Below are 19,886 nucleotides of genomic sequence, written 5' to 3'. Positions count from 1 at the left end.
AACCGGGTGTCGTTGTGGCTGAGCGTGTCGTTGTTGGACAACACCTCGGTCTGGCGCTGCGGAGCGAAAGCGATCCCGTGGGTCTGGGCCACCGCCTGCTGCAAACCCACCACCGGATCACCACCACCATGCACCACCGCCGCCGGCGCCACGGTGGCCGCCACGGCCTGCACCTGGGCTGCCGAAACGTTGCCGAAGCCGGCCTGGTGCAGTTCGCGGTCGGGGTCCGCCACGAAGGCAGCGGCGGAGACGGGGTCGCGGAACAGGTTCAGAAACCAGTCGATGAGGTTCATGTCGGATCCTTTCGAAGATGTTGGTCTTGGTTTGGTCGCCGGGCTGTCCGGCGAGCTGAGAACCACGTTATGGCCGTCGCGACGCCACAGAAACGGGGTCGCGACCCCTCCCTGAGCCGCGCGATCCCGGGATCGGAGTAGGGGTGCCGTTAGGGGGTTAGGGGATGGATCGGGGGCGGCTTGGTCCGCCGTATCTCGAGCGGGAACGAGAAATGCGCGGCCCCTCGAGGGACCGCGCATTCCGTCGCTTCGGCGTTTCAGTCGAAGATGTCGAACCCGCCCGCATCGATGTCGAGCTGCTGCACATCCGCCACCGCGTCGCTGAAGTCGTCGATGGTCGGCGCATCGTCGACGACGTCCTCGATCACCGGCTGATCCAACTGCAACGAGGCGTCGTCCACGTCGGCGACACCCGGAACATCCGGATCGGCGAGTTCAGAGACGCCCGGATCGGAGATCAGCGCGTCGGACACGTCGTTCACCACATCGGCCGGCACGTGGTCGCCGAATGCGTCGAAAGCCGCGGTGGCCGCACCGCTGCTCCAGACGTTGGCTGCGGCTTCGGCGATACCGCCGTCCAGCCCGGTCGGAACCGTCGTCGGCAGTGCCGACATCGACTCCGATACCACCGGGATCAGGGCGTGGACATCGGCGCTGGTCACGTTCGTCAGATTGGCGTCGAGAATGGCTTGATTCGGATCGGCGGCGAAACGCGCAGCGGCGTCGGGATCACCAACCACCGACATGACGAAGTCGAGTAACTCGTTGGCCATGAAACACCCTCCCTCCCTCGAACAGATATATGTGGCTAGAGACAAGACCAGACAAGTGGCCTGCCACGATGCTATCGACGGTGACCGTCGCGGTGATCGGTGCGAAACCCACCTGCTCGGCCGCGTCGTTAGGGGACGGGCCGGTAGGGGATTTCCTCCCACTAGGGGCAGCTCCCGTATTCGACCAGGATGAGCCGCTATCGTGATGGCCGGGTCCGAATGCACCCAGATGCAAAGGTGGAGATGAGCGACTCACTCGGGTTGTCGATCGGTTCGACCAATTTGGTGGCGGCCCGGATCGGCCGTCCCCCGGTCATGCGCCGATCGATACTCACCGTATTCGACGATCGCGCGCCGGAGGTCGGCGTGCCTGCCGAGAACCCCAACCTGAACCAACCCGGCATGGTGCTGAGCGGATTCGTCGAACGCGTCGGCGACCCGGTGCCGTTGGTCGCCGCCGATGGTTCGCCGCATCGCGGAGAGCGGGTTCTGGTCGAGGCGCTCGACGCCATGGCGCGCACGGTCGGCGGCGGCGCTCCCGTCGTGATCGCGGTGCCCGCGCACTGGGGAGCGGCGACCACCGGCGCGCTGCGGGGCGCGTTGCGGGCGGCGCCCGGTCTGGCCCCCGAAGGGTTGGCATCCACGTTGGTGCCCGATTCGGCGGCCGCACTTGCCGCACTGCAGGCCGCGCCGGGCCTGCCGTCGAGCGGTGTCGTCGTGCTCTGCGACTTCGGCGGCAGCGGTACCAGCATCAGCCTGGCCGACGCGGGAGCCGACTTGAGCTCGATCGGGGAGACGGTCCGCTACGCCGACTTCTCCGGCGACCAGATCGATCAGCTTCTGCTCAACCACGTCGTAGCGGGCATCGCGGCGGCCAACGACGCCGACCCCGCGGGCACCGCCGCCGTCAGTTCCCTGGCCCGGCTGCGCAACGAGGCGCGCGCGGCCAAGGAACAGCTGTCGGCCGATACCGCCGCGGTCGTCCACGCCGACCTACCCGGCTTCAACTCCGACGTGCGCGTGACCCGCACCGAGTTGGAGCAGCTGATCAGCGGCCCGCTCGACGGGGTGCTCAATGCCGTTCACGAAACGTTGCAGCGCAACAACATCGCGCCGGCGAACGTCTCGGCCGTGGCGACTGTCGGCGGCGGCGCGAATATCCCGCTGATCACCCAGCAGCTGTCCACCCGGCTGCGCGCCCCGGTCATCACCACACCGCAGTCCCAACTCAACGTCGCCGCGGGCGCAGCGCTGATCGCCGACGCCGCCGACGCGGCGACCGGGATGGCTGCCGTCGCTGACGCCCCGACCGGGATGGCGCCGACGAGCATGTCCGCGGCCGCGTGGGCTGCCGGTGCAGCCGGTGTCGCGGCCGCGCAGTCGGCCGCTGACGGCGCGGGCTCCGCGACGTTTCGTGCGCTGGCCTGGTCGCAGGACGACTCGCCGGCCGATGAGCCGGTCCCCTATGCCGGTGAGGATTACACGTTCGAAGCCGGCGGAACCGGCGCTCGGCCCGGGATGGAATTCGCCCACGAGGAAGAGCAGTACGAACCGGAACCCGAACCGCTGCCGTGGTACCGCCGGCCGGTGGTGCTGTTCGGCGCGGCGGCGGCGGCCGCACTTCTGGCCGCCGGTGGACTCGCGGTCACGCTGACGAGCACGTCCGGCGACAGCTCCCCGGTCACCGAGACCGCGACCACCTTCGAGTCGGGCCCGTCGCCGGAACAGACGACTTCGGTTGCACCACAGACGGTTACAGTTACCGGGACGGACGGACGCCCGACCACCAGCGTGGTCCCGCCACCCCCGCCCCCGGAGACGACGACAACCACGACGGCACCCCCCACGACGACCACCACAACCGTCACGACGACCACCACAACGCAACCCACCACCACGACGACGCGTCCGACGACCACCCAGCCGACGACCACCCAGCCGCCGACGACCACCGAGCCGCCCACCACATCGGTCGAACCGGAGCCGGACATCCCCGTTCCGGACGCGCCATAGACCCATGACCGCGTCGGACCCGCGGACCGATATCCCGCCGCCCGCACGCGAGGCGGTCGCCAGGCTGGCGGCCGCACCGACCGAACCAATCAAGCTGCTCGTGTCGGGCGGTATCGGTACCGGCAAGAGCTCGGTGCTGACCGCCGTTCGGAACGCGCTGCGCAACGCAGGCCTACCGGTGCTCACCCGCATCCCGCGCGCCGATGACGATCCGGCAGCCGCGGTCGTCATCGACGATGCCCAGCTGCTGGACGACGACGAGGTCGACCAGCTCACGAGTCGAGTGTCGGATTTGCCTTCGACCCTCGTCGTCAGCAGTGAACCCATCGCCCACCGCCCGGCCATGCGCGCGCTGTTCACGGCGATCGAACGCGAGAACCCGACTGTGTGTCTGGGACCACTGCCTCCGGTGTACGTGGCCGGCCTCGCCGCCGAAAAGCTGGGCGCTACAACGCCATCCGACATCGTGCGATCGTTGGTCGTGGCAACGGCGGGTCTTCCATTCCTCCTGCGGCCGGCGATAGCGGCCGCCGCCGAACCGGAGGACGAGGCACCGGCCACGGCGATCCTGCAGGCGGTGAGGTACGCGTTGAGCGAACGGCTACGCCGCCTCGACGAGGCGACGCTCGACACCCTTCTGATCACCTCGCTGAGCAGAGACCTCGGTCCCGACGACGTCGCTGCGGCGTTGCGGATGAACGCCGAGCACGCTTACGCGGTGGTCGATCGCGCCCGCGCGACCGGTCTGGTAGAGCCGTCCTACAGCCGGGCCTTCCTTCGGACACTGCACCGGTGCATCGCCCAGATCCTCGGCACCGCACGCCATCACGAAACCGAAGTCTCGCTTCTGGTTTCGCAACTCGAATCGTCGACGCTTTCAACCGAGTTGGCACTGCAGATGGCCGAACACGGTCTGCGCGACGATCGGCTGGCAACCGCGCTGGCCGACATGGCCGCGCGCAGTCCTAATCAACCCGCCAGGGCGGCAAGACTTTACCGCGCCGCCGTCGATGCAGGGGCGACCACACTGAGTCCGCGGCTGGCCGATGCGCTCGCGCTGACCGGTGACTGTGTCACGGCGGGCCGGCTCACCGACCAACTGCTCGGCTCCGACGACGCGGCCACAAAGGCCGCCGCGGTCCGGATCGCCGCCAGCATCGCGCTGCACGACGGCGGCGCGGCGCAGGCCGCGGACCTGTTTCGCTGGCTGGGCCCGTATCCCGACGCGTTCGTGAGCGCGGCGGGCGTGGTGGTGTCACTCGCGGCCGGTGACATGTCGGCCGCCCAGGCGGCGTTGTCCGCCGAGAGCGTCGGACCACCCACCTCCACGGCCCGCGCCGCGCGCAGCCTCGCCGACGGCCTGCTGATGTCGTTGGACGCTTCGTATCCTGCCGCAGTAGCCCGGCTCGGGCAGGCGGTCACCACGGACCAGCCTGCGGCGGGTGTGGCTCCCGACACCCCGGCGGCGCTGGTGACCCTGGCCGCCCTGCACGGAGGCGATCCGGTACGGGCCCGCAGCGTGATCGCCCGCGCGGTACGCGCGGGCCTCGAAGATGGTTCGGAGACAGCGCATTTCGTCGCCCGCAGACACCGGTTGCTGCTGGGCTGGGTACGGATGCAGGACGGGCAACTTCCCGCGGCGACGGCCGACGTGGCGATCGCGTGCGCCGACGCCGACACCGCCCCTCTGCATCGCCGCGACGCGTTGTGGGCGGCCGGGCTGCAGACGGCGATCGCCCGGCGCAGCGGTGACGCCGGCGCCATGCAGAAGCACTGGCACGCGGCGGTGGAGGTGCTCGCCGAGTACTCGATGGACCTCTTTTCTCTACTCCCGCTCGGCGAACTGTGGGTGGCCGCTTCCCGGATGCGTCAGATCGACCGGCTTCAGCACACCCTCGACGAGGCCTTCGCGCTGCTCGGCTCCCTCGGCGAGCCGGTGTTGTGGTCGGCCCCTCTGCACTGGGCCGGTGTGCACGCGGGCATCCTGGCCAACTCCCCGGACGCCGTCGCGCCGCACGGCCAGGCGCTGACGGCCGCGGCAAAGAGCAGCGCCTTCGCCAAGACGCTGGCGACCGCCGGCCGCACGTGGTTGCGGGTATTGGCCAATCACGTCGACAGCAACGAGGTCACCACGGCGGCGCGGCTGCTGGCGCAGGTGGGCCTCACCTGGGACGCGACCCGATTGGCCGGTCAGGCCGCACTGCAGGCCCCCGATGGCCGGGTGTCCGGCGCGATGCTGCAGCTCGCCCGCGACCTGAAGCAGGCGGTCGCACCCGACGACGCTCCCGGCGCCGATCAGCTCGCGGCGTCCGAGACCGCGCGGGCCGGCTCGGCACGTGCCGTGTCGTCTCGACTGTCCGACCGCGAGCGCGAGGTCGCCGAACTGCTGCTCCTCGGCATGCCCTACCGCGACATCGGGGCGCAGCTGTTCATCTCGGCGAAGACCGTCGAACACCACGTCGCCCGGATCCGCCGTCGTCTCGGCGCGGAATCCCGCTCGGAGATGTTGTCGATGCTGCGGGCCATGCTGGCGCCGCAGTCGTGATCCCCCAGCGCGTCGCCATCCCCTAACGGAGATCCCCTAACCGCCGCGTCCGGCGACGGGTCCGGCGCCGGATCCGCAGGCGGGGCCAGCGCCATAGCGTCATCCCATGTTCATTCACCAGGCAACCCCGGACCGGCCGCTGGGTGTCTCGGTCGGCGCGACCTACCTTGCGGCGACACGTGACGGACACGCCGCGGTGATCCGGCCCTCCGAACTCACTCTGCACGGGCAACGACTCACCGGGTTCGTCGACCGCGTCGGCGACCCGGTTCCCCTCATCGCCCCCGACGGCTCCGCGCACCGCCCCGAGGAGCTACTCGCCGAGGCGCTGCGCACTCTCACGCAGTCGGCCGCCGACGTCACGGTTGCCGTACCCGCGCACTGGCGTCCGTCGGTCGCCGACTCCCTGCGCCAGGCCCTCGGTGGCCGCGTGCCCGTGGTGTCCGACGCGACCGCCGCCTTGACGACGCTGAACACGGACCCGGGACTTCCCTCTCGAGGCGTCGTAGTGCTGTGCGACTTCGGCGGCAGCGGCACCAACATCACGCTCGCCAACGCCTCCTCGGGTCACGCGGTGGTCGGCGAGACGGTCCGGTTCGCCGACCTCTCAGGCGATCTGGTGGACCAGGGGGTGATGACCCACGTGATGACGTCGCTGCCACCGGTCGCCGATCCGTCCGGAACGGCTGTCGTCGGCTCGCTGACGCGCCTGCGAGACGAGTGCCGCGCCGCCAAGGAGCGGTTGTCGAACCACACTGCGACGGCCGTTGCGGTCGACCTGGCCGGACACCACGGCGACATCCGGGTCACCCGTGCCGAACTCGAGGAAATCATCCAGCGTCCGGTCACCGATTTCCTTGCCGCAGTGGACGATACGCTCGAACGGTACCGGGTTCCGGTCGCCGCGGTCTCGGCGGTGGCGACCGTTGGCGGCGGCGCGCGCATCCCGATGCTGGCCCAGAAGCTGTCCGAACATCTGCGGGTACCCGTCGTGACAACCGCGCAGCCACAGCTGGCCGCCGCCCTCGGCACCGCTCTGATCACCCAGCGCCGGCGCGTCGTCGACGTCGCGACGACGTTCGCGCCCGCCGGGGTCGAGGAAGCGACCGCCCGACTCGACGCCGGACCATCGTCGAGCACGTTCGCCGCGCTGGCCTGGTCTCAGGACGATCAGGAGGATGCGCCCCTGCCCTTCACCGGTTCACGCCCCGAGATTGAGTTCCAGCACGAGGAGTGGCGGGACGAGGCTGCTCCGCGGCGGTCTCCGCTCGTCCTGTTCAGTCTCGCCGCGGCCGCCGCGGTGATCATGACGGCCCTGTTCGGCTTCATGCACTTGCGTGGTGACACCGCAACCCCCGTCGAGGCGGCGACCCTCCGCGAGGTCGCGCCATCGGCCGCGCCTGCGGCGCCGGCTCCCACTCCAGCACCCCCGGCGCCGCAGGCCGCTCAACTCACCACGGTCGTCGTGCAACCGGCGCAGCGGTCGTCCCCACCGAAGCAGCGCGGCCCGCGTTCGGCGCCAGCGCCTGCACCCACAACCATGGGAACCACGCCAAGCCCTTCGCAGGCGGCAACCGCATCACCGACAACCACTCCACCGACAACCACGCCACCGACGACGACCGCTCACCCGCCGGCCGACCCGCAGACTCCTGTCGATCCGGGACCCGACACTCCGCCGGCGTCCGAGCCTCCCCCGATCGATCCGGGGACCGGGAACGGCGCTCCAGCCCCCGACCCGCAACCCGTCGACCCGGATTCGAGCGGCGAGCAAACGGGTACCGGCACGGTGCCCGGCGAGTCCAGCCCGATCGACGGTGCGTAGTTAGGACAACCTTCGTAGCGGCGTTTCCTCCGGAGATGCAACTATGGCTCCCGGGCTGAGCAGGCCCAAGTTAAGTTACCCACAGGTAACTTACGATAAGTTACTCTCGGGTAACTTGGGAACGGGAGGCGCGCGGTGGACACGCAGATGCTGATCAGGCTCATCGTCGGCCTCGGGCTGACCGCTCTTGTGCTGGTCTTCGCCGCGAAACGCGTGCTCTGGCTGACGTCGTTGATCCGCTCCGGTGCGCCCACCAGCCCGGAGAACAACCGCAAGGACAACCTCGGCAAGCGCATCACCACGCAAATCGAAGAAGTCTTCGGGCAAACCCGGCTGCTGCGTTGGTCGATCCCCGGCCTCGCCCACTTCTTCACGATGTGGGGCTTCTTCATCCTGGCGTCGGTCTACCTCGAGGCGTACGGCCTGCTCTTCGACCACGACTTCCACATCCCGATCATCGGCCGCTGGGATGTCCTGGGCTTCCTGCAGGACTTCTTCGCTGTCGCGGTGCTGCTCGGCATCATCACGTTCGCGATCATCCGGGTGAGGCAGGAGCCGAAACAGCACGGCCGGGACTCGCGGTTCTACGGGTCGCACACCGGCGGTGCCTGGCTGATCCTGTTCATGATCTTCAACGTCATCTGGACCTACGCGCTGGTGCGCGGCGCCGCGGTCAACACCAACGCGCTGCCCTACGGCAACGGTGCCTTCTTCTCCCAGTTCATGGGCTGGTTGATGCGCCCGCTGGGCTACACCGCCAACTCCTGGATCGAGACCATCGCGCTGCTCGGTCACATCGCGGTCATGCTGGTGTTCCTGCTGATCGTGCTGCACTCCAAGCACCTGCACATCGGTCTGGCGCCGATCAACGTCACGTTCAAGCGGCTGCCCGACGGCCTGGGCCCGCTGCTGCCGGTCGAGTACGAGGGCAAGCCGATCGACTTCGAGGATCCGCCGGAGGACGCCGTGCTTGGCCGCGGCAAGATCGAGGACTTCACGTGGAAGGCGTACCTCGACATGACCACGTGCACCGAGTGTGGGCGGTGCCAGTCGCAATGCCCTGCATGGAACACCGGTAAGCCGTTGTCGCCCAAGCTCGTGATCATGAACCTGCGCGATCATCTGTTCGCGAAAGCGCCCTACATCCTCGGTGACAAGGAGTCGCCGCTGGAGAACACCCCCGAGGGCGGTCTCGGCGAGGAACTGCGCGGCGAGAAGAAGTCCGAGCAGCACTCCCATGACCACGTCCCCGAGTCGGGCTTCGAGCGCATCCTGGGGTCGGGCCCGGAGCAGGCCACCCGGCCCCTGGTGGGTACCGAGGAGCAGGGCGGAGTCATCGATCCCGATGTGCTGTGGTCCTGCACGACGTGCGGCGCCTGCGTCGAACAGTGCCCGGTCGACATCGAGCACATCGACCACATCGTCGACATGCGCCGCTACCAGGTGATGATGGAGTCCGAGTTCCCCGGCGAACTCGGCGTGCTGTTCAAGAACCTGGAGACCAAGGGCAACCCGTGGGGCCAGAACGCCAAGGATCGCACGAACTGGATCGACGAGGTCGACTTCGACGTGCCGGTCTACGGCAAGGACGTGGAGTCGTTCGACGGCTACGAGTACCTGTTCTGGGTGGGCTGCGCAGGCGCCTACGAGGACCGCGCGAAGAAGACCACCAAGGCCGTCGCCGAACTGCTGGCCGCCGCGGGCGTGAAGTACCTGGTGCTCGGCGAGGGCGAGACGTGCAACGGCGACTCGGCCCGCCGCTCGGGCAACGAGTTCCTGTTCCAACAGCTGGCCGCGCAGAACGTGGAGACGCTCAACGAGTTGTTCGAGGGCGTCGAGCGGGTGGACCGCAAGATCGTGGTCACCTGCCCGCACTGCTTCAACACACTGGGCCGCGAATATCCGCAGGTCGGCGGCAACTTCACGGTGCTGCACCACACCCAGCTGTTGAACCGGCTGGTGCGCGACAAGAAGCTGATCCCTGTCACCCCGGCTGACGGCGGGATGGACATCACCTACCACGACCCGTGCTACCTGGGCAGGCACAACAAGGAGTACTCGGCGCCGCGTGAGCTGATCGGTGCGTCCGGCGCGAAGTTGACCGAGATGCCCCGGCACGCGGACCGCGGCTTGTGCTGCGGCGCCGGTGGAGCGCGGATGTGGATGGAAGAGCACATCGGCAAGCGCGTCAACACCGAGCGCACCGAGGAGGCCATGGACACCGCCTCGACCATCGCGACGGGCTGCCCGTTCTGCCGCGTGATGATCACCGACGGCGTCGACGAGGTTTCGGCCGCCCGGGAGGTGGAGAAGGCCGAGGTCCTCGACGTGGCCCAGCTGCTGCTCGGCTCGCTGGACAAGAGCGCGATCACGCTGCCGGAGAAGGGCACCGCGGCGAAGGAGGCCGAGGAGCGCGCCGCCGAGCTGGCCGCGGCGGCACCCGTGGAGGAAGCTCCCACAGAGGCGAAGTCAGAGCCGCAGCCCGAACCGGAGCCCAAGGCCGAGGCGGCCACGGCCACGGAAGCTGGATCACCGGCTCAGCCGGCGGAGACCAAGCCCGTCAAGGGCCTCGGAATCGCCGGCGGCGCCAAGCGCCCGGGTGCCAAGAAGACCGCCGCTGCCGCTGCCGACAAGGTTGACGAGAAGGCTGACGAGAAGCCCGCTGCGGCAACACCTCCCGCCAAGGGCCTCGGAATCGCCGCCGGCGCCAAGCGGCCCGGGGCGAAGAAGAAGCCTCAGCCCGCGTCCCCCAACGAGGGCGAGGCGACCGTCACCCAGCCGCCGAACGTCGACCCGGACAAGGCGGCTCCAGGAGCCAAGACCGACACCGCCGACTCGGATCGGGGACTGGAAGCCAAGCCCGAGCCTGAGGTCAAGGGCCTCGGCATCGCCCCAGGCGCACGCCGACCCGGAGCCAAGAAGTCGGCCTCGTCGGCACAGCCGTCCACCGCTCCGAAACCCGCTGCGCCACAAACGGAACCGAGAGACGCCGGCGACTCCAATGGCGAATCCGGCTCTGCCCCTGAGCCTTCCGGCGGTGCCCCTGAGCCTTCCGGCGGTGACAACGGAGACAAGCAGCAAGCACCCCCTGTGAAGGGTCTGGGTATCGCCAAAGGTGCTCGTCCCCCGGGCAAACGATGAGCCGTTGACCGCCGATTTTGGTTAATCGTTGGACAGAAGTGAGAGCATGGAGGACGTGACCACCCACCACGTGCCAATCCATGCCGCCGGACACGGCCCGCGGCAGCGCACGTTCACGCAGTCGTCGAAGCTGCAGGACGTCCTGTATGAGATCCGCGGACCGGTGCACGAGCACGCGTCACGCCTGGAGGCAGAGGGTCATCGCATCCTCAAGCTGAACATCGGCAACCCCGCGCCGTTCGGGTTCGAAGCACCGGACGTGATCATGCGCGACATCATCGCGGCCCTGCCGTATGCCCAGGGCTACTCCGATTCCAAGGGCATCATGCCCGCGCGGCGCGCGGTGTTCACCCGCTACGAGCTCGTCGACGGGTTCCCGCGATTCGACGTCGACGACGTGTATCTCGGCAACGGCGCCTCCGAGTTGATCCAGATGACGCTGCAGGCGTTGCTCGACAACGGAGATCAGGTGCTGATTCCGGCGCCGGACTATCCGCTGTGGACCGCGTGCACGTCGTTGGCCGGTGGTACCCCGGTGCACTACCTGTGCGACGAGACGCAGGGCTGGATGCCCGACGTCGCGGATCTGGAATCCAAGATCACCGAGCGCACAAAGGCGATCGTCGTGATCAATCCGAACAATCCGACAGGCGCGGTGTATACTCGCGAAATCCTTACGCAGATAGCGGATTTAGCGCGCAAACACGAACTGCTGCTGCTGTCCGACGAGATCTACGACAAGATCCTCTACGACGACGCCGAGCACATCGCGACGGCATCGGTGGCACCCGATGTGCTGACCCTGACCTTCAACGGCTTGTCGAAGGCGTACCGAGTGGCGGGCTACCGGTCGGGCTGGCTGGTGATCACCGGGCCAAAAGAGAACGCCACCAGCTTCATCGAGGGCATCAGCCTGCTGGCGAACATGCGCCTGTGCCCGAATGTGCCTGCGCAGCATGCGATCCAGGTCGCACTCGGCGGTTACCAGAGCATCGAGGATCTGGTTCTGCCCGGCGGCCGCCTGCTGGAACAGCGCGATGTGGCCTGGCAGATGCTGAACGAGATCCCCGGCGTGTCCTGCGTGAAACCTCAAGGCGCGCTGTATGCGTTCCCCCGCCTGGACCCCGAGGTCTACGACATCGTCGACGACGAGCAACTGGTTCTGGACCTGCTGCTGCAGGAGAAGATTCTGGTCACCCAGGGCACCGGATTCAATTGGCCGACACCGGATCACCTGCGCATCGTGACGCTGCCGTGGGCCCGCGACCTGGCGAACGCGATCGAGCGCCTGGGCAACTTCCTGGTCAGCTACCGGCAGTAGCGGCGCCCCAGCACGGCGAGCGGTCAGCTAGTACAGGTTGGAGGCCGCAAACCGTACGTCAGCGAGCGTTCGCGGCTGCCTCTACCCTGACCGGGTGGCGCACTCACACGGACACTCCCACTCCCATTCCCCGACCGGCCCGGCACCGCTGGGACCGATCGCCGCGAAGGTCGTCGTCGGCCTGCTGATCGCGATCGGAGTGGCCGTCCTGGGTGGCACGGCGTGGCTGTGGCCGAGCCAGCAGAAGACCGAGATTCCGCTGCCGTTCCAGAACGCCGAGGGCGGCGCCGTCACCACCGAATCGGGGCTGGTCCGCTCAAGCACCACCGCGACATGCGGCAGCCGGTCGGTCGGTCAGGTGCTCACCGCTGATCCTGTACCCGCGGTAGGCGACGGCGCCGAGTGCGTGCAGGCGCTGATCGCGATCGAGTCCGGGCCCAATAAGGGCGCGGCCACCCTCCTCGAGTTCAGCGGTGGCCCCGGCCAGCCCAGCCTCGCCGCCGGCGACCAGGTCCGCATCAGCCGACAGGTCGACGCGACCGGCACCACCACCTATTCGTTCTACGACTACGAGCGAACCTGGCCGCTGACCGCGCTCGCCGCGGCGTTCGCGGTGGTGGTGGTCGTGGTCGCGAGGTGGCGTGGCTTTCGTGCGTTGATCGGCATCGTGGTCGCGTTCCTCGTGCTCGTCGTGTTCATGCTGCCGGCGCTGCGCGACGGAGCCGCCGCCATCCCCGTCGCACTGGTGGCATCGGCGTTGATCCTCTATGCCGTCATCTACTTGGCCCACGGCGTGAGCTTGCGAACCAGCGCGGCACTGCTCGGAACGCTCACGTCGCTGTTGCTCGCCGCGTTCCTGTCTTGGGGCGCAATCGAATTAGCGCATCTGACGGGTCTCTCGGAGGACCAGAACAACCAGGTGGCCGCATATCTGGGCAACGTATCGATCACCGGTCTGCTGCTCGCCGGGTTCATCATCGGGTCGCTCGGCGTCCTCAACGACGTCACGGTGACCCAGGCCTCGACGGTCTTCGAGCTGGCCGAACTCGAGGGCAGCTCGCGGCGGACGATCTACCTGGGCGCGATGCGTGTGGGGCGCGACCACATCGCGAGCACGGTCTACACCCTGGTCCTGGCGTATGCGGGCAGCGCATTGCCTCTGCTGCTGTTGTTCAGCGTGGCCAATCGGACCCTGGGCGACGTTCTCACCAGCGAAAGTGTGGCCATCGAGATCGCCCGCTCGGCGGTCGGCGGCATCGCGCTGGCCCTGTCGGTGCCGCTGACGACGGGTATCGCCACGGTGCTGGCGACGCCCGCTCGCGCCCGACGCGGCTAGAAGCCGGTGCGCTCCAACCACGCATCCCACACCGCGGTGTCGCCGAACACTTCGACGCCGCGGTCGGCCGCCGTGCGCCGGCGCGTGATCGCCAGCAGCATGTCGATGGCGCTGCCGCGCAGTGCGGTGTCGGCTTTCGTGTGGTTGTGCGACCACCAGACACCGTCCTCGTCGTGGACGATGGTCCACTCCCCCGTCGGCCCCAGCCCGTCGTCGGTGGCGTGCAAATGAATGCTTCTGCCGCGATCCAGCGCGGGTTGCGGGCCGGTGCCGACCATCAACTCGATCCATTCGCTGATCGCATCGGCGACCAAATCGGGCGGTGCGCTGTAGTCGGACCCGACGGCCAGGGCCGCATCCGCGTAGTGCACGACGACCTCGTGCAACCGTCGCCGGATCCACCAACCCGCGGGGCGCGGGCCGCGGAAGGTCCACACCCTGGTCGCCGGCCCGGCCCGCTCGACCGCATCGACCACCAGTTGCGCGCCCTGGTTGAGCCAGTCGGCCGCGCCGTCGGGGTCGTCGGGCGGCTTACCGTCGCGCACCTCGCGCGGATCCAGCGCCGACATCCGGCGTTCGGCGATGATCTGTGCCGCCCACCGGTTTCCGCGACCGACGTGGCGGAACAGTTGTTTGAGCGTCCAGTCGGGACAGGTCGGCACGGGCGTCGAAGGGTCTGCACTGCGGATCAGTTCCCCGAATTCGCGGGTCTGGTCGAGCAGTGCGGCTCGGAAATCCACGCCCACGAACGTACTCAATACTCGACGCGGAAGCCCCCGATAATGCCGATCTGGTTCCCATGGTCAACCGACATGAATTCCTTCGTTCTTTGAAGGGGTGGACCCGGTCAGGCCGATGAACTCATCGGTGAGCGAGCCGTTCCCAGGGCGATCGGCAGCGACGCCCACCCCCTGAGCACCCGCGTCTCGCGCCGACTACCTTCACCTGCCAGTCGTGCGTCGGGGAACCGCTCGAAGAACGCCCGCAACCCGACCTCGCCCTCGGCCCGTGCGAGCGCCGCGCCGAGGCAGAAATGCCTGCCACCGGAGAACGACAGATGCTTTCCGGCGTTCTCCCGCTCGAGGTCGAAGCGGTCCGGGTCGTCGAACACGTTGGGGTCGCGGTTGGCGCCGGCGATGTAGATGAGGACGGCCCTGCCCCGGGGGATCCGGTGGCCGGCGATCTCGGTGTGCTTCGTGGCCCTGCGCGCGGTCATTTGCACCGGCGGGTCGAGTCGCAGGATCTCCTCGACCGCGGTGGGCCACAGTTCGGGTCGCTGCGCCAGGGTCTCGAGCTGCTGAGGGTTGTCGAGCAGCATCCGGATTCCGTTGCCCAGCAGATTGACCGTTGTCTCGAATCCCGCGGCCAGCACGAGGCCGGCGGTAGCCATCAGTTCCCGCTGGTTGAGCCGCGCGCCCTCGTCGGATGCCGCGATCAACTGGCTCATCAGGTCGTCACCCGGGTTGCGGCGCAGCGCTTCGAGGTGCCCGGACAACCAGTCGTTGAACCCGACGACGCCGCGGTAGACGGTGCGGTACTGCGTCCAGGTGAGACCGATGTCGAGGCTCGCCGCACCGCGTTCGCCGAACTCCAGCACTCGTGGTCTGTCCACGTCGGGGACGCCGAGGATGTCGCCGATCACCGCGACCGGTAGCTGGGCACAGTAGCGGTCGACGATGTCAACGGTTCCGGCTCCCGCGAGTTGGTCGAGCAGCGATTCGGCGGTCTCCTGCACCCGGTCCCTCAGCGCGGCAACGGCTCTGGGGGTGAACACCGACGACACCAGCTTTCGGTACCGAGTGTGATCCGGGGGCTCCACCGCCAACATCGACGGCGGTTCGAGGGGATGCAGCAGATCGGTCTTGGTGCGGTCGGCGACCCACTTGACCGGCTTGGGCAGGTTGGAGCCGATCGGCAGAACCTCGAAATCGTCGGACCGCAACAGATCGCTGGCGATCCCGTGGTCGACGGTGAGGTGCACGATGGCGGCCTCCACCATCGGCCCCTGCGCCCGCAGCTCCTCGGCGAACGTGACCGGGTCGGCGCGAACGGTCGGATCGGCGATCATCCGTCCTTGGGGGTCGCCGCGGCGAGCCAGCAACTTCGAGGCACCGCGCACGAACCCGTGCACCGCAAGCCAGCGGATTCGATGACGGAGCGGTCCACCGCGCCGAGCCCGACGAATCGGTTCCACGCCGCCGAGCCTACCGATTCGGTGACATCACGCGCCTCCCCAGGCAGTGGATCTGCCAACCAGCATTCACCCATCGGTCGATGTCGAGGCAATTGCGCCCGTCGACAATGACTTTGGCGCGGACCGCACCGGCCAGGTCGACGGGATCCAATTCGACGAATTCGCGCCATTCGGTGAGCACGAGTACGGCGTCGGCCCGTTCACACGCTTCGGTGACCGACGTCGAATAGGTCAGCGTCGGAAATTGGCGTCGGGAGTTCTCCATCGCCCTCGGGTCGTACACGTTGACGGTCGCGCCGTTGAGTTGCAGCATCCCGGCGACGTTGAGAGCCGGCGAGTCGCGCACGTCGTCGGACTCGGGCTTGAACGCGGCACCCAGCACCGCGATGTTGGCGCCCAGCAGCGATCCTCCGCACGCGACGGTCGCCAGTTCCACCATCCTGCTGCGCCGGCGCATGTTGATGGCGTCCACCTCGCGCAGGAACGTCAAGGCATGGTTGGCGCCGAGTTCGCCGGCACGGGCCATGAAGGCGCGAATGTCCTTGGGCAGGCATCCGCCACCGAAACCCAAGCCGGCATTGAGGAAGCGGCGACCGATGCGCGGGTCGTAACCCAACGCGTCGGCGAGAAGCGTCACGTCGGCGTCGACGGCCTCGCAGACTTCGGAGATCGCGTTGATGAACGAGATCTTGGTGGCGAGAAACGCGTTCGCGGACACCTTGACGAGTTCTGCGGTCTGTAGATCGGTGACCAGCAGAGGGACCTGCTGATCCAGCAGCGGGGCATACAGTTCCCGCATCGCCGCCTCGGCTGCATGCGAATCCGGTTGCACACCAAGCACAATCCGGTCTGGATGAAGGGTGTCGTGCACCGCGAAGCCCTCCCGCAGGAACTCGGGGTTCCAGGCCGTCTCGACGTCCACTCCCGTCGGCGCCAACGCGCGTGCCCGGCCTCCGAGTTCGGCAGCGGTGCCCACCGGCACCGTGGACTTGCCGACGATGACGGCCGATCGGCTCAGCCGCGGAACCAGCATGTCGATGACGGCGTGGACATGACGCAGATCGGCTGCGAACTCCCCCTTCTTCTGCGGCGTCCCGACGGCCAGGAAGTGCAGGTCGGCGAACTCGGCGGCGGCGTCATAGTCGGTGGTGAAGCTCAGTCGACCCGCAGAAATGTTGTCATTCAACAACTTTCGCAGGCCTGGCTCGTAGAACGGGATCTCACCGGATGCGAGTTTGGCGATCTTGCCGGCATCGACGTCGACGCCGAGCACCTCGTGACCCAGCTCGGCCATACCCGCTGCGTGGGTCGCTCCTAGATATCCCGTGCCGAAAACGGTGCACCGCATACCGCCTTGATATGCAGCCTCGATGAGCTAACGGCTACATGACACCGAGCGCCGGGCCAACAGCAGGTTACAGCTGACTATCCGGCACAGATGTTCAACACGCAGATGGACACCCCGTCGCGGCCCGAGGAGCCGCTGCCGCTCGATCCGCCCGAACCGCTGCCGGGGTATCGACCGGAGCTGCCGGGATAGCCACCCGAACCACTGCCCGGGTAGCCACCCGCGCTGCCCGGATAGCCACCCGAACCGCTGCCGGGATAGCCACCGGACCCGTTCTGCCAGGGCGGCACCTGTGGGCTGGGCCACTGGGGCTCGTCCTGCCATGGCGGCGTCCACGTCGAGCGCGGCGGGTTCCACGGATTCCACGGATTCTGCGGCCTCGGGTAGTACTGCGGCGGTGCCACCGCCGGCGGCACGTACACCGGAACCGGGGCCGGGGCCACCGGGGCGGGCGCGACGGGCGCCGGTGCGGGCGGGGGTGCGGCAGGCGGAGGAGCGGGCGCTGGTGCTTGCGGCACTGCAGGAGGTGGCGCCTCGATGTAGACCGTCCGCGGCGGCGCCTGCGGAGCGGGCTGCTGCTGGACGACCGGCACGGGTGCCTTGATGGTTTCGGCCTGCGGGGGCGGAGGCGCCTGAATCGGCTGTGCCTGTTCGCTCGGCGGAGGCGGTGGGGCCGGAGCGACGGTGCTGGGCACGATCGCGCTCTGGCCGGGGCTCGGCCGCTGGTCGGCCGTCGGCCGGATACTCACCGCCAACGAGATCACCAGTGCCACAACGCCGACGACGAAGATCGACGCCATCGCGCTGCCGACGAGGAGGAACGGCTTGCGGTCCTCGTTGGCCGCGGCCGGCAGGTCGGTCGCGGACTCGTATTCGCCGAGTTGGGCGCCGTCACCGCCGGCGGGTGCCAGCTGGGTTTGCGCCCCGGCGAGCCCGGCGTACACCGAACCCGCGGTGGTGCCGTCGGGGTCCTGAGAGTAGGCGAGCCCGACGGTCGATGCCTCCAAAGCGGGCGCGGTGGCGGCGGCGAGCGCCGCGCCCCGCGCCAGCGCCATCTCCGGCTCGTCCGGAGCGTGCACCGGCAGGCTCACCAGATGCGCGAGATGACTCTTCACCGTGCTCACGTCGACGCCGGAGCCGACGACGAACATGCCCTGGGGCGGGTTGTCCTGGGAGTCGACAGCAGCTGCCATGTCGGCGAGCACGGCCATCGCGTCCTGGCTGTGCAGGCTGCGGCTGAGCACCTTGACCACCGACCCGTCGTCGGTCTGGACGACCGACAGCGTCGCGGTGTCGCGGTCGATGAACAGCAGTGCGGTGGTGTCGTAGCCGACCGCCCGCCCGACAGCCTGGGCCAGTGCGGCCGCGGCGTGTCCATCGGAGACGAGCATGACGTCGTCGATTCCGCGGCCGGCGAGGGCGTCCCGCAGATGCGCGGCCTCGGCGTGATCGCTCCACGTGACGCCGATGGCCTTCAGATCGTGGCCACCGGCCTCGGCACTCTCCTTGGTGCCGAGCACGGCGTCCACCACCTGGGCGGCGGCACCCGAAGTTGCTGAGCCATCACTCGAGCTGACCTCGAAGACGTCATGGTCGACGGTGGCCCCGTCGGCCAGCTCACCTTCGACCAGCACCATGCGGACGGTCGCAGGTGTCATCGATACACCCAGAACGATGTCCACTGCCCCTCCAAAACGTTTGCTATTAGCCTGGATCGCCGATCGGCATCTCGCCACGCACAAGTCGGCGACTAGTAATTCATCGCCGTGAGCAGCACAGGCGTTACGCCTCCACCGGTATTTGCTGAGGTCGATGCTGCCGACGCCGGTATCTCGACCTTACTCGCGTCAACGACCGTTCGCGCCCATCGGTTCAACTCGGAAGCGCCTTCGGCGCAGGATCAACCGGACTTGATGAAGTTCTGATAAGACCGCGACGGGGTGGGGCCACGTTGACCCTGATACTTCGAACCGGCCCGTGCGCTGCCGTAGGGGTGCTCGGCGGGGCTGGTCAGCCGCAGCAGGCACAGCTGGCCGATCTTCATACCGGGCCACAGCGTGATCGGCAGATTCGCCACGTTCGACAACTCGAGGGTGATGTGCCCGGAGAACCCGGGGTCGATGAACCCCGCGGTGGAATGCGTCAACAACCCCAGCCGGCCCAGGGAGGACTTGCCCTCCAACCGGCCCGCGAGGTCGTCGGGCAGAGTGCACAGTTCCAATGTCGAGCCGAGCACGAACTCGCCCGGATGCAACACAAACGGCTCACCCGGGTCGGCCTGGACGAGGGTGGTCAGTTCGTCTTGCTGCTTGGCCGGGTCGATGTGTGTGTAGCGCGTGTTATTGAAGACGCGGAACAGGTTGTCGAGGCGGACGTCGATGCTGGACGGCTGGACCAGGGAGTCGTCGAACGGATCGAGCCCCAGTCGCTCGGCAGCGATCTCGGCGCGGATGTCGCGGTCGGAGAGCAGCACCCGACGAGCCTAGCGGCTCGGATGTTGGCTTTCGCGAGTCCGACTCTCGATACCGGCCTGCTGGTTGCCAATTCGCTGCTACTCGAACCCGCAGATGAAAAGATGGATCGCCCATAGCGTCGCAGGGAGGGGAACGCACATGAAGGGTAATTTGTTGGCGGCGGTCAGCGGAGCGACAGTCGTCGTCGCAGGCCTCGCAGGATGCGGGGGCGAAGACAAGCCTGAAGCCGCGCAGGCAACCGAGACGACAGCGCAGGCTCCCGCGCCAGGCGACGCGACTGTGCTGATTCAGGGTGTGGAGCAAGACATACCTGGACCGGTGGAGTGCGAGCCGGTGTTCGGCACCGTCGGTATCCAGATCGGCGGACCCGACAGCGGGATCGGCGCGACGCTGACCGAAGGCGAGAATCCGGAAGTTCAGTGGGTGATGGTCGGCAACGTCGACGGAGTACAGCTCGGGCATTGGCCGACGGTCACCCCTCCGGGCAGCAGCGCGGAGGTCGCCAAGGACGGTGACACGTATACCGTCACAGGGACAGCGACCGGGGCTCCTGAAGACAATCCACAGCAGGTGGTGAGCAAGCCGTTCGAGATGACGTTGACCTGCCCCTAGCTGTCGAACCG

At 68.1% G+C, this 19,886-nt stretch carries 14 protein-coding genes; 7 read left to right on the top strand and 7 right to left on the bottom strand.

Annotated elements, in window-relative coordinates; translation table 11 throughout:
- Positions 1-293 (bottom strand): IniB N-terminal domain-containing protein (locus tag AU193_RS15375; RefSeq protein ID WP_216637284.1); only part of this gene is annotated, 293 nt, incomplete at its 3' end.
- Positions 294-550: 257 nt separating this feature from the next.
- Entirely contained in the window at positions 551-1,066 is a 516-nt protein-coding gene (locus AU193_RS15370) for an IniB N-terminal domain-containing protein (protein ID WP_064423235.1), read from the bottom strand.
- A 243-nt stretch (positions 1,067-1,309) separates the two neighbouring features.
- Between AU193_RS15370 and AU193_RS15365 the strand changes: the two genes are divergently transcribed.
- The 6 genes from AU193_RS15365 (at position 1,310) to AU193_RS15340 (ending at position 13,247) form a co-directional block, all read left to right on the top strand.
- Positions 1,310-3,079, top strand: coding sequence for an Hsp70 family protein (locus AU193_RS15365; RefSeq protein WP_064423240.1), 1,770 nt, complete (start codon positions 1,310-1,312; stop codon positions 3,077-3,079).
- Between the two features lie 4 nt (positions 3,080-3,083).
- The gene (gene iniR, locus AU193_RS15360) at positions 3,084-5,624 is read left to right on the top strand and encodes an isoniazid response ATPase/transcriptional regulator IniR (protein WP_064423234.1); all 2,541 of its coding nucleotides are present in this window, start codon (positions 3,084-3,086) and stop codon (positions 5,622-5,624) included.
- A 106-nt stretch (positions 5,625-5,730) separates the two neighbouring features.
- Complete coding sequence (locus tag AU193_RS15355) at positions 5,731-7,449, top strand: Hsp70 family protein (RefSeq protein ID WP_064423233.1); 1,719 nt, start codon at positions 5,731-5,733, stop codon at positions 7,447-7,449.
- Positions 7,450-7,584: 135 nt separating this feature from the next.
- Positions 7,585-10,590, top strand: a complete 3,006-nt coding sequence (locus tag AU193_RS15350) for a 4Fe-4S dicluster domain-containing protein (protein ID WP_064423232.1) — start codon at positions 7,585-7,587, stop codon at positions 10,588-10,590.
- Positions 10,591-10,636: 46 nt separating this feature from the next.
- Entirely contained in the window at positions 10,637-11,911 is a 1,275-nt protein-coding gene (locus AU193_RS15345; protein ID WP_064423231.1) for a pyridoxal phosphate-dependent aminotransferase, read from the top strand.
- Positions 11,912-12,005: 94 nt separating this feature from the next.
- Positions 12,006-13,247 carry a YibE/F family protein gene (locus tag AU193_RS15340; protein ID WP_064423230.1) on the top strand — a complete coding sequence of 414 codons (1,242 nt, stop codon included), beginning with the start codon at positions 12,006-12,008 and terminating at the stop codon, positions 13,245-13,247.
- Here the strand turns inward: AU193_RS15340 and AU193_RS15335 are convergent.
- From AU193_RS15335 to dcd, 5 genes are all read right to left on the bottom strand, one after another.
- Positions 13,244-13,987, bottom strand: coding sequence for a maleylpyruvate isomerase family mycothiol-dependent enzyme (locus tag AU193_RS15335; protein ID WP_064423229.1), 744 nt, complete (start codon positions 13,985-13,987; stop codon positions 13,244-13,246). The genes AU193_RS15340 and AU193_RS15335 overlap by 4 nt on opposite strands.
- Before the next feature lie 107 nt (positions 13,988-14,094).
- Complete coding sequence (locus tag AU193_RS15330) at positions 14,095-15,441, bottom strand: cytochrome P450 (protein ID WP_305728633.1); 1,347 nt, start codon at positions 15,439-15,441, stop codon at positions 14,095-14,097.
- A 10-nt stretch (positions 15,442-15,451) separates the two neighbouring features.
- Positions 15,452-16,789 carry a UDP-glucose/GDP-mannose dehydrogenase family protein gene (locus tag AU193_RS15325; RefSeq protein ID WP_064423228.1) on the bottom strand — a complete coding sequence of 446 codons (1,338 nt, stop codon included), beginning with the start codon at positions 16,787-16,789 and terminating at the stop codon, positions 15,452-15,454.
- A 77-nt stretch (positions 16,790-16,866) separates the two neighbouring features.
- Entirely contained in the window at positions 16,867-18,471 is a 1,605-nt protein-coding gene (locus AU193_RS15320; RefSeq protein WP_064423227.1) for a hypothetical protein, read from the bottom strand.
- Positions 18,472-18,689: 218 nt separating this feature from the next.
- Positions 18,690-19,262: a dCTP deaminase gene (gene dcd, locus AU193_RS15315; protein WP_064423226.1), complete on the bottom strand. Its 573-nt coding sequence runs from the start codon at positions 19,260-19,262 to the stop codon at positions 18,690-18,692.
- A gap of 139 nt (positions 19,263-19,401) precedes the next feature.
- On the opposite strand from dcd, the gene AU193_RS15310 reads away from it, so the two are divergent.
- Positions 19,402-19,875, top strand: a complete 474-nt coding sequence (locus AU193_RS15310; RefSeq protein ID WP_064423225.1) for a lipoprotein LpqH — start codon at positions 19,402-19,404, stop codon at positions 19,873-19,875.
- Positions 19,876-19,886 lie beyond the last annotated feature (11 nt).

Origin of the sequence: Mycobacterium sp. GA-1285, assembly GCF_001499905.1 — a bacterium.
GTDB lineage: Bacteria > Actinomycetota > Actinomycetes > Mycobacteriales > Mycobacteriaceae > Mycobacterium.
Note: the sequence above shows the minus strand (reverse complement) of the source record. Positions and strands in the feature narration are given on the sequence as shown.

What these genes read in the sequence shown, in the direction of transcription:
- AU193_RS15355 (WP_064423233.1), top strand. Translation starts at nt 5,731, where the DNA reads ATGTTCATTCACCAGGCAACCCCGGACCGGCCGCTGGGTGTCTCGGTC.
- AU193_RS15365 (WP_064423240.1), top strand. Translation starts at nt 1,310, where the DNA reads ATGAGCGACTCACTCGGGTTGTCGATCGGTTCGACCAATTTGGTGGCG.
- AU193_RS15325 (WP_064423228.1), bottom strand. Translation starts at nt 16,789, where the DNA reads ATGCGGTGCACCGTTTTCGGCACGGGATATCTAGGAGCGACCCACGCA.
- AU193_RS15310 (WP_064423225.1), top strand. Translation starts at nt 19,402, where the DNA reads ATGAAGGGTAATTTGTTGGCGGCGGTCAGCGGAGCGACAGTCGTCGTC.
- AU193_RS15370 (WP_064423235.1), bottom strand. Translation starts at nt 1,066, where the DNA reads ATGGCCAACGAGTTACTCGACTTCGTCATGTCGGTGGTTGGTGATCCC.
- iniR (WP_064423234.1), top strand. Translation starts at nt 3,084, where the DNA reads ATGACCGCGTCGGACCCGCGGACCGATATCCCGCCGCCCGCACGCGAG.
- AU193_RS15345 (WP_064423231.1), top strand. Translation starts at nt 10,637, where the DNA reads ATGGAGGACGTGACCACCCACCACGTGCCAATCCATGCCGCCGGACAC.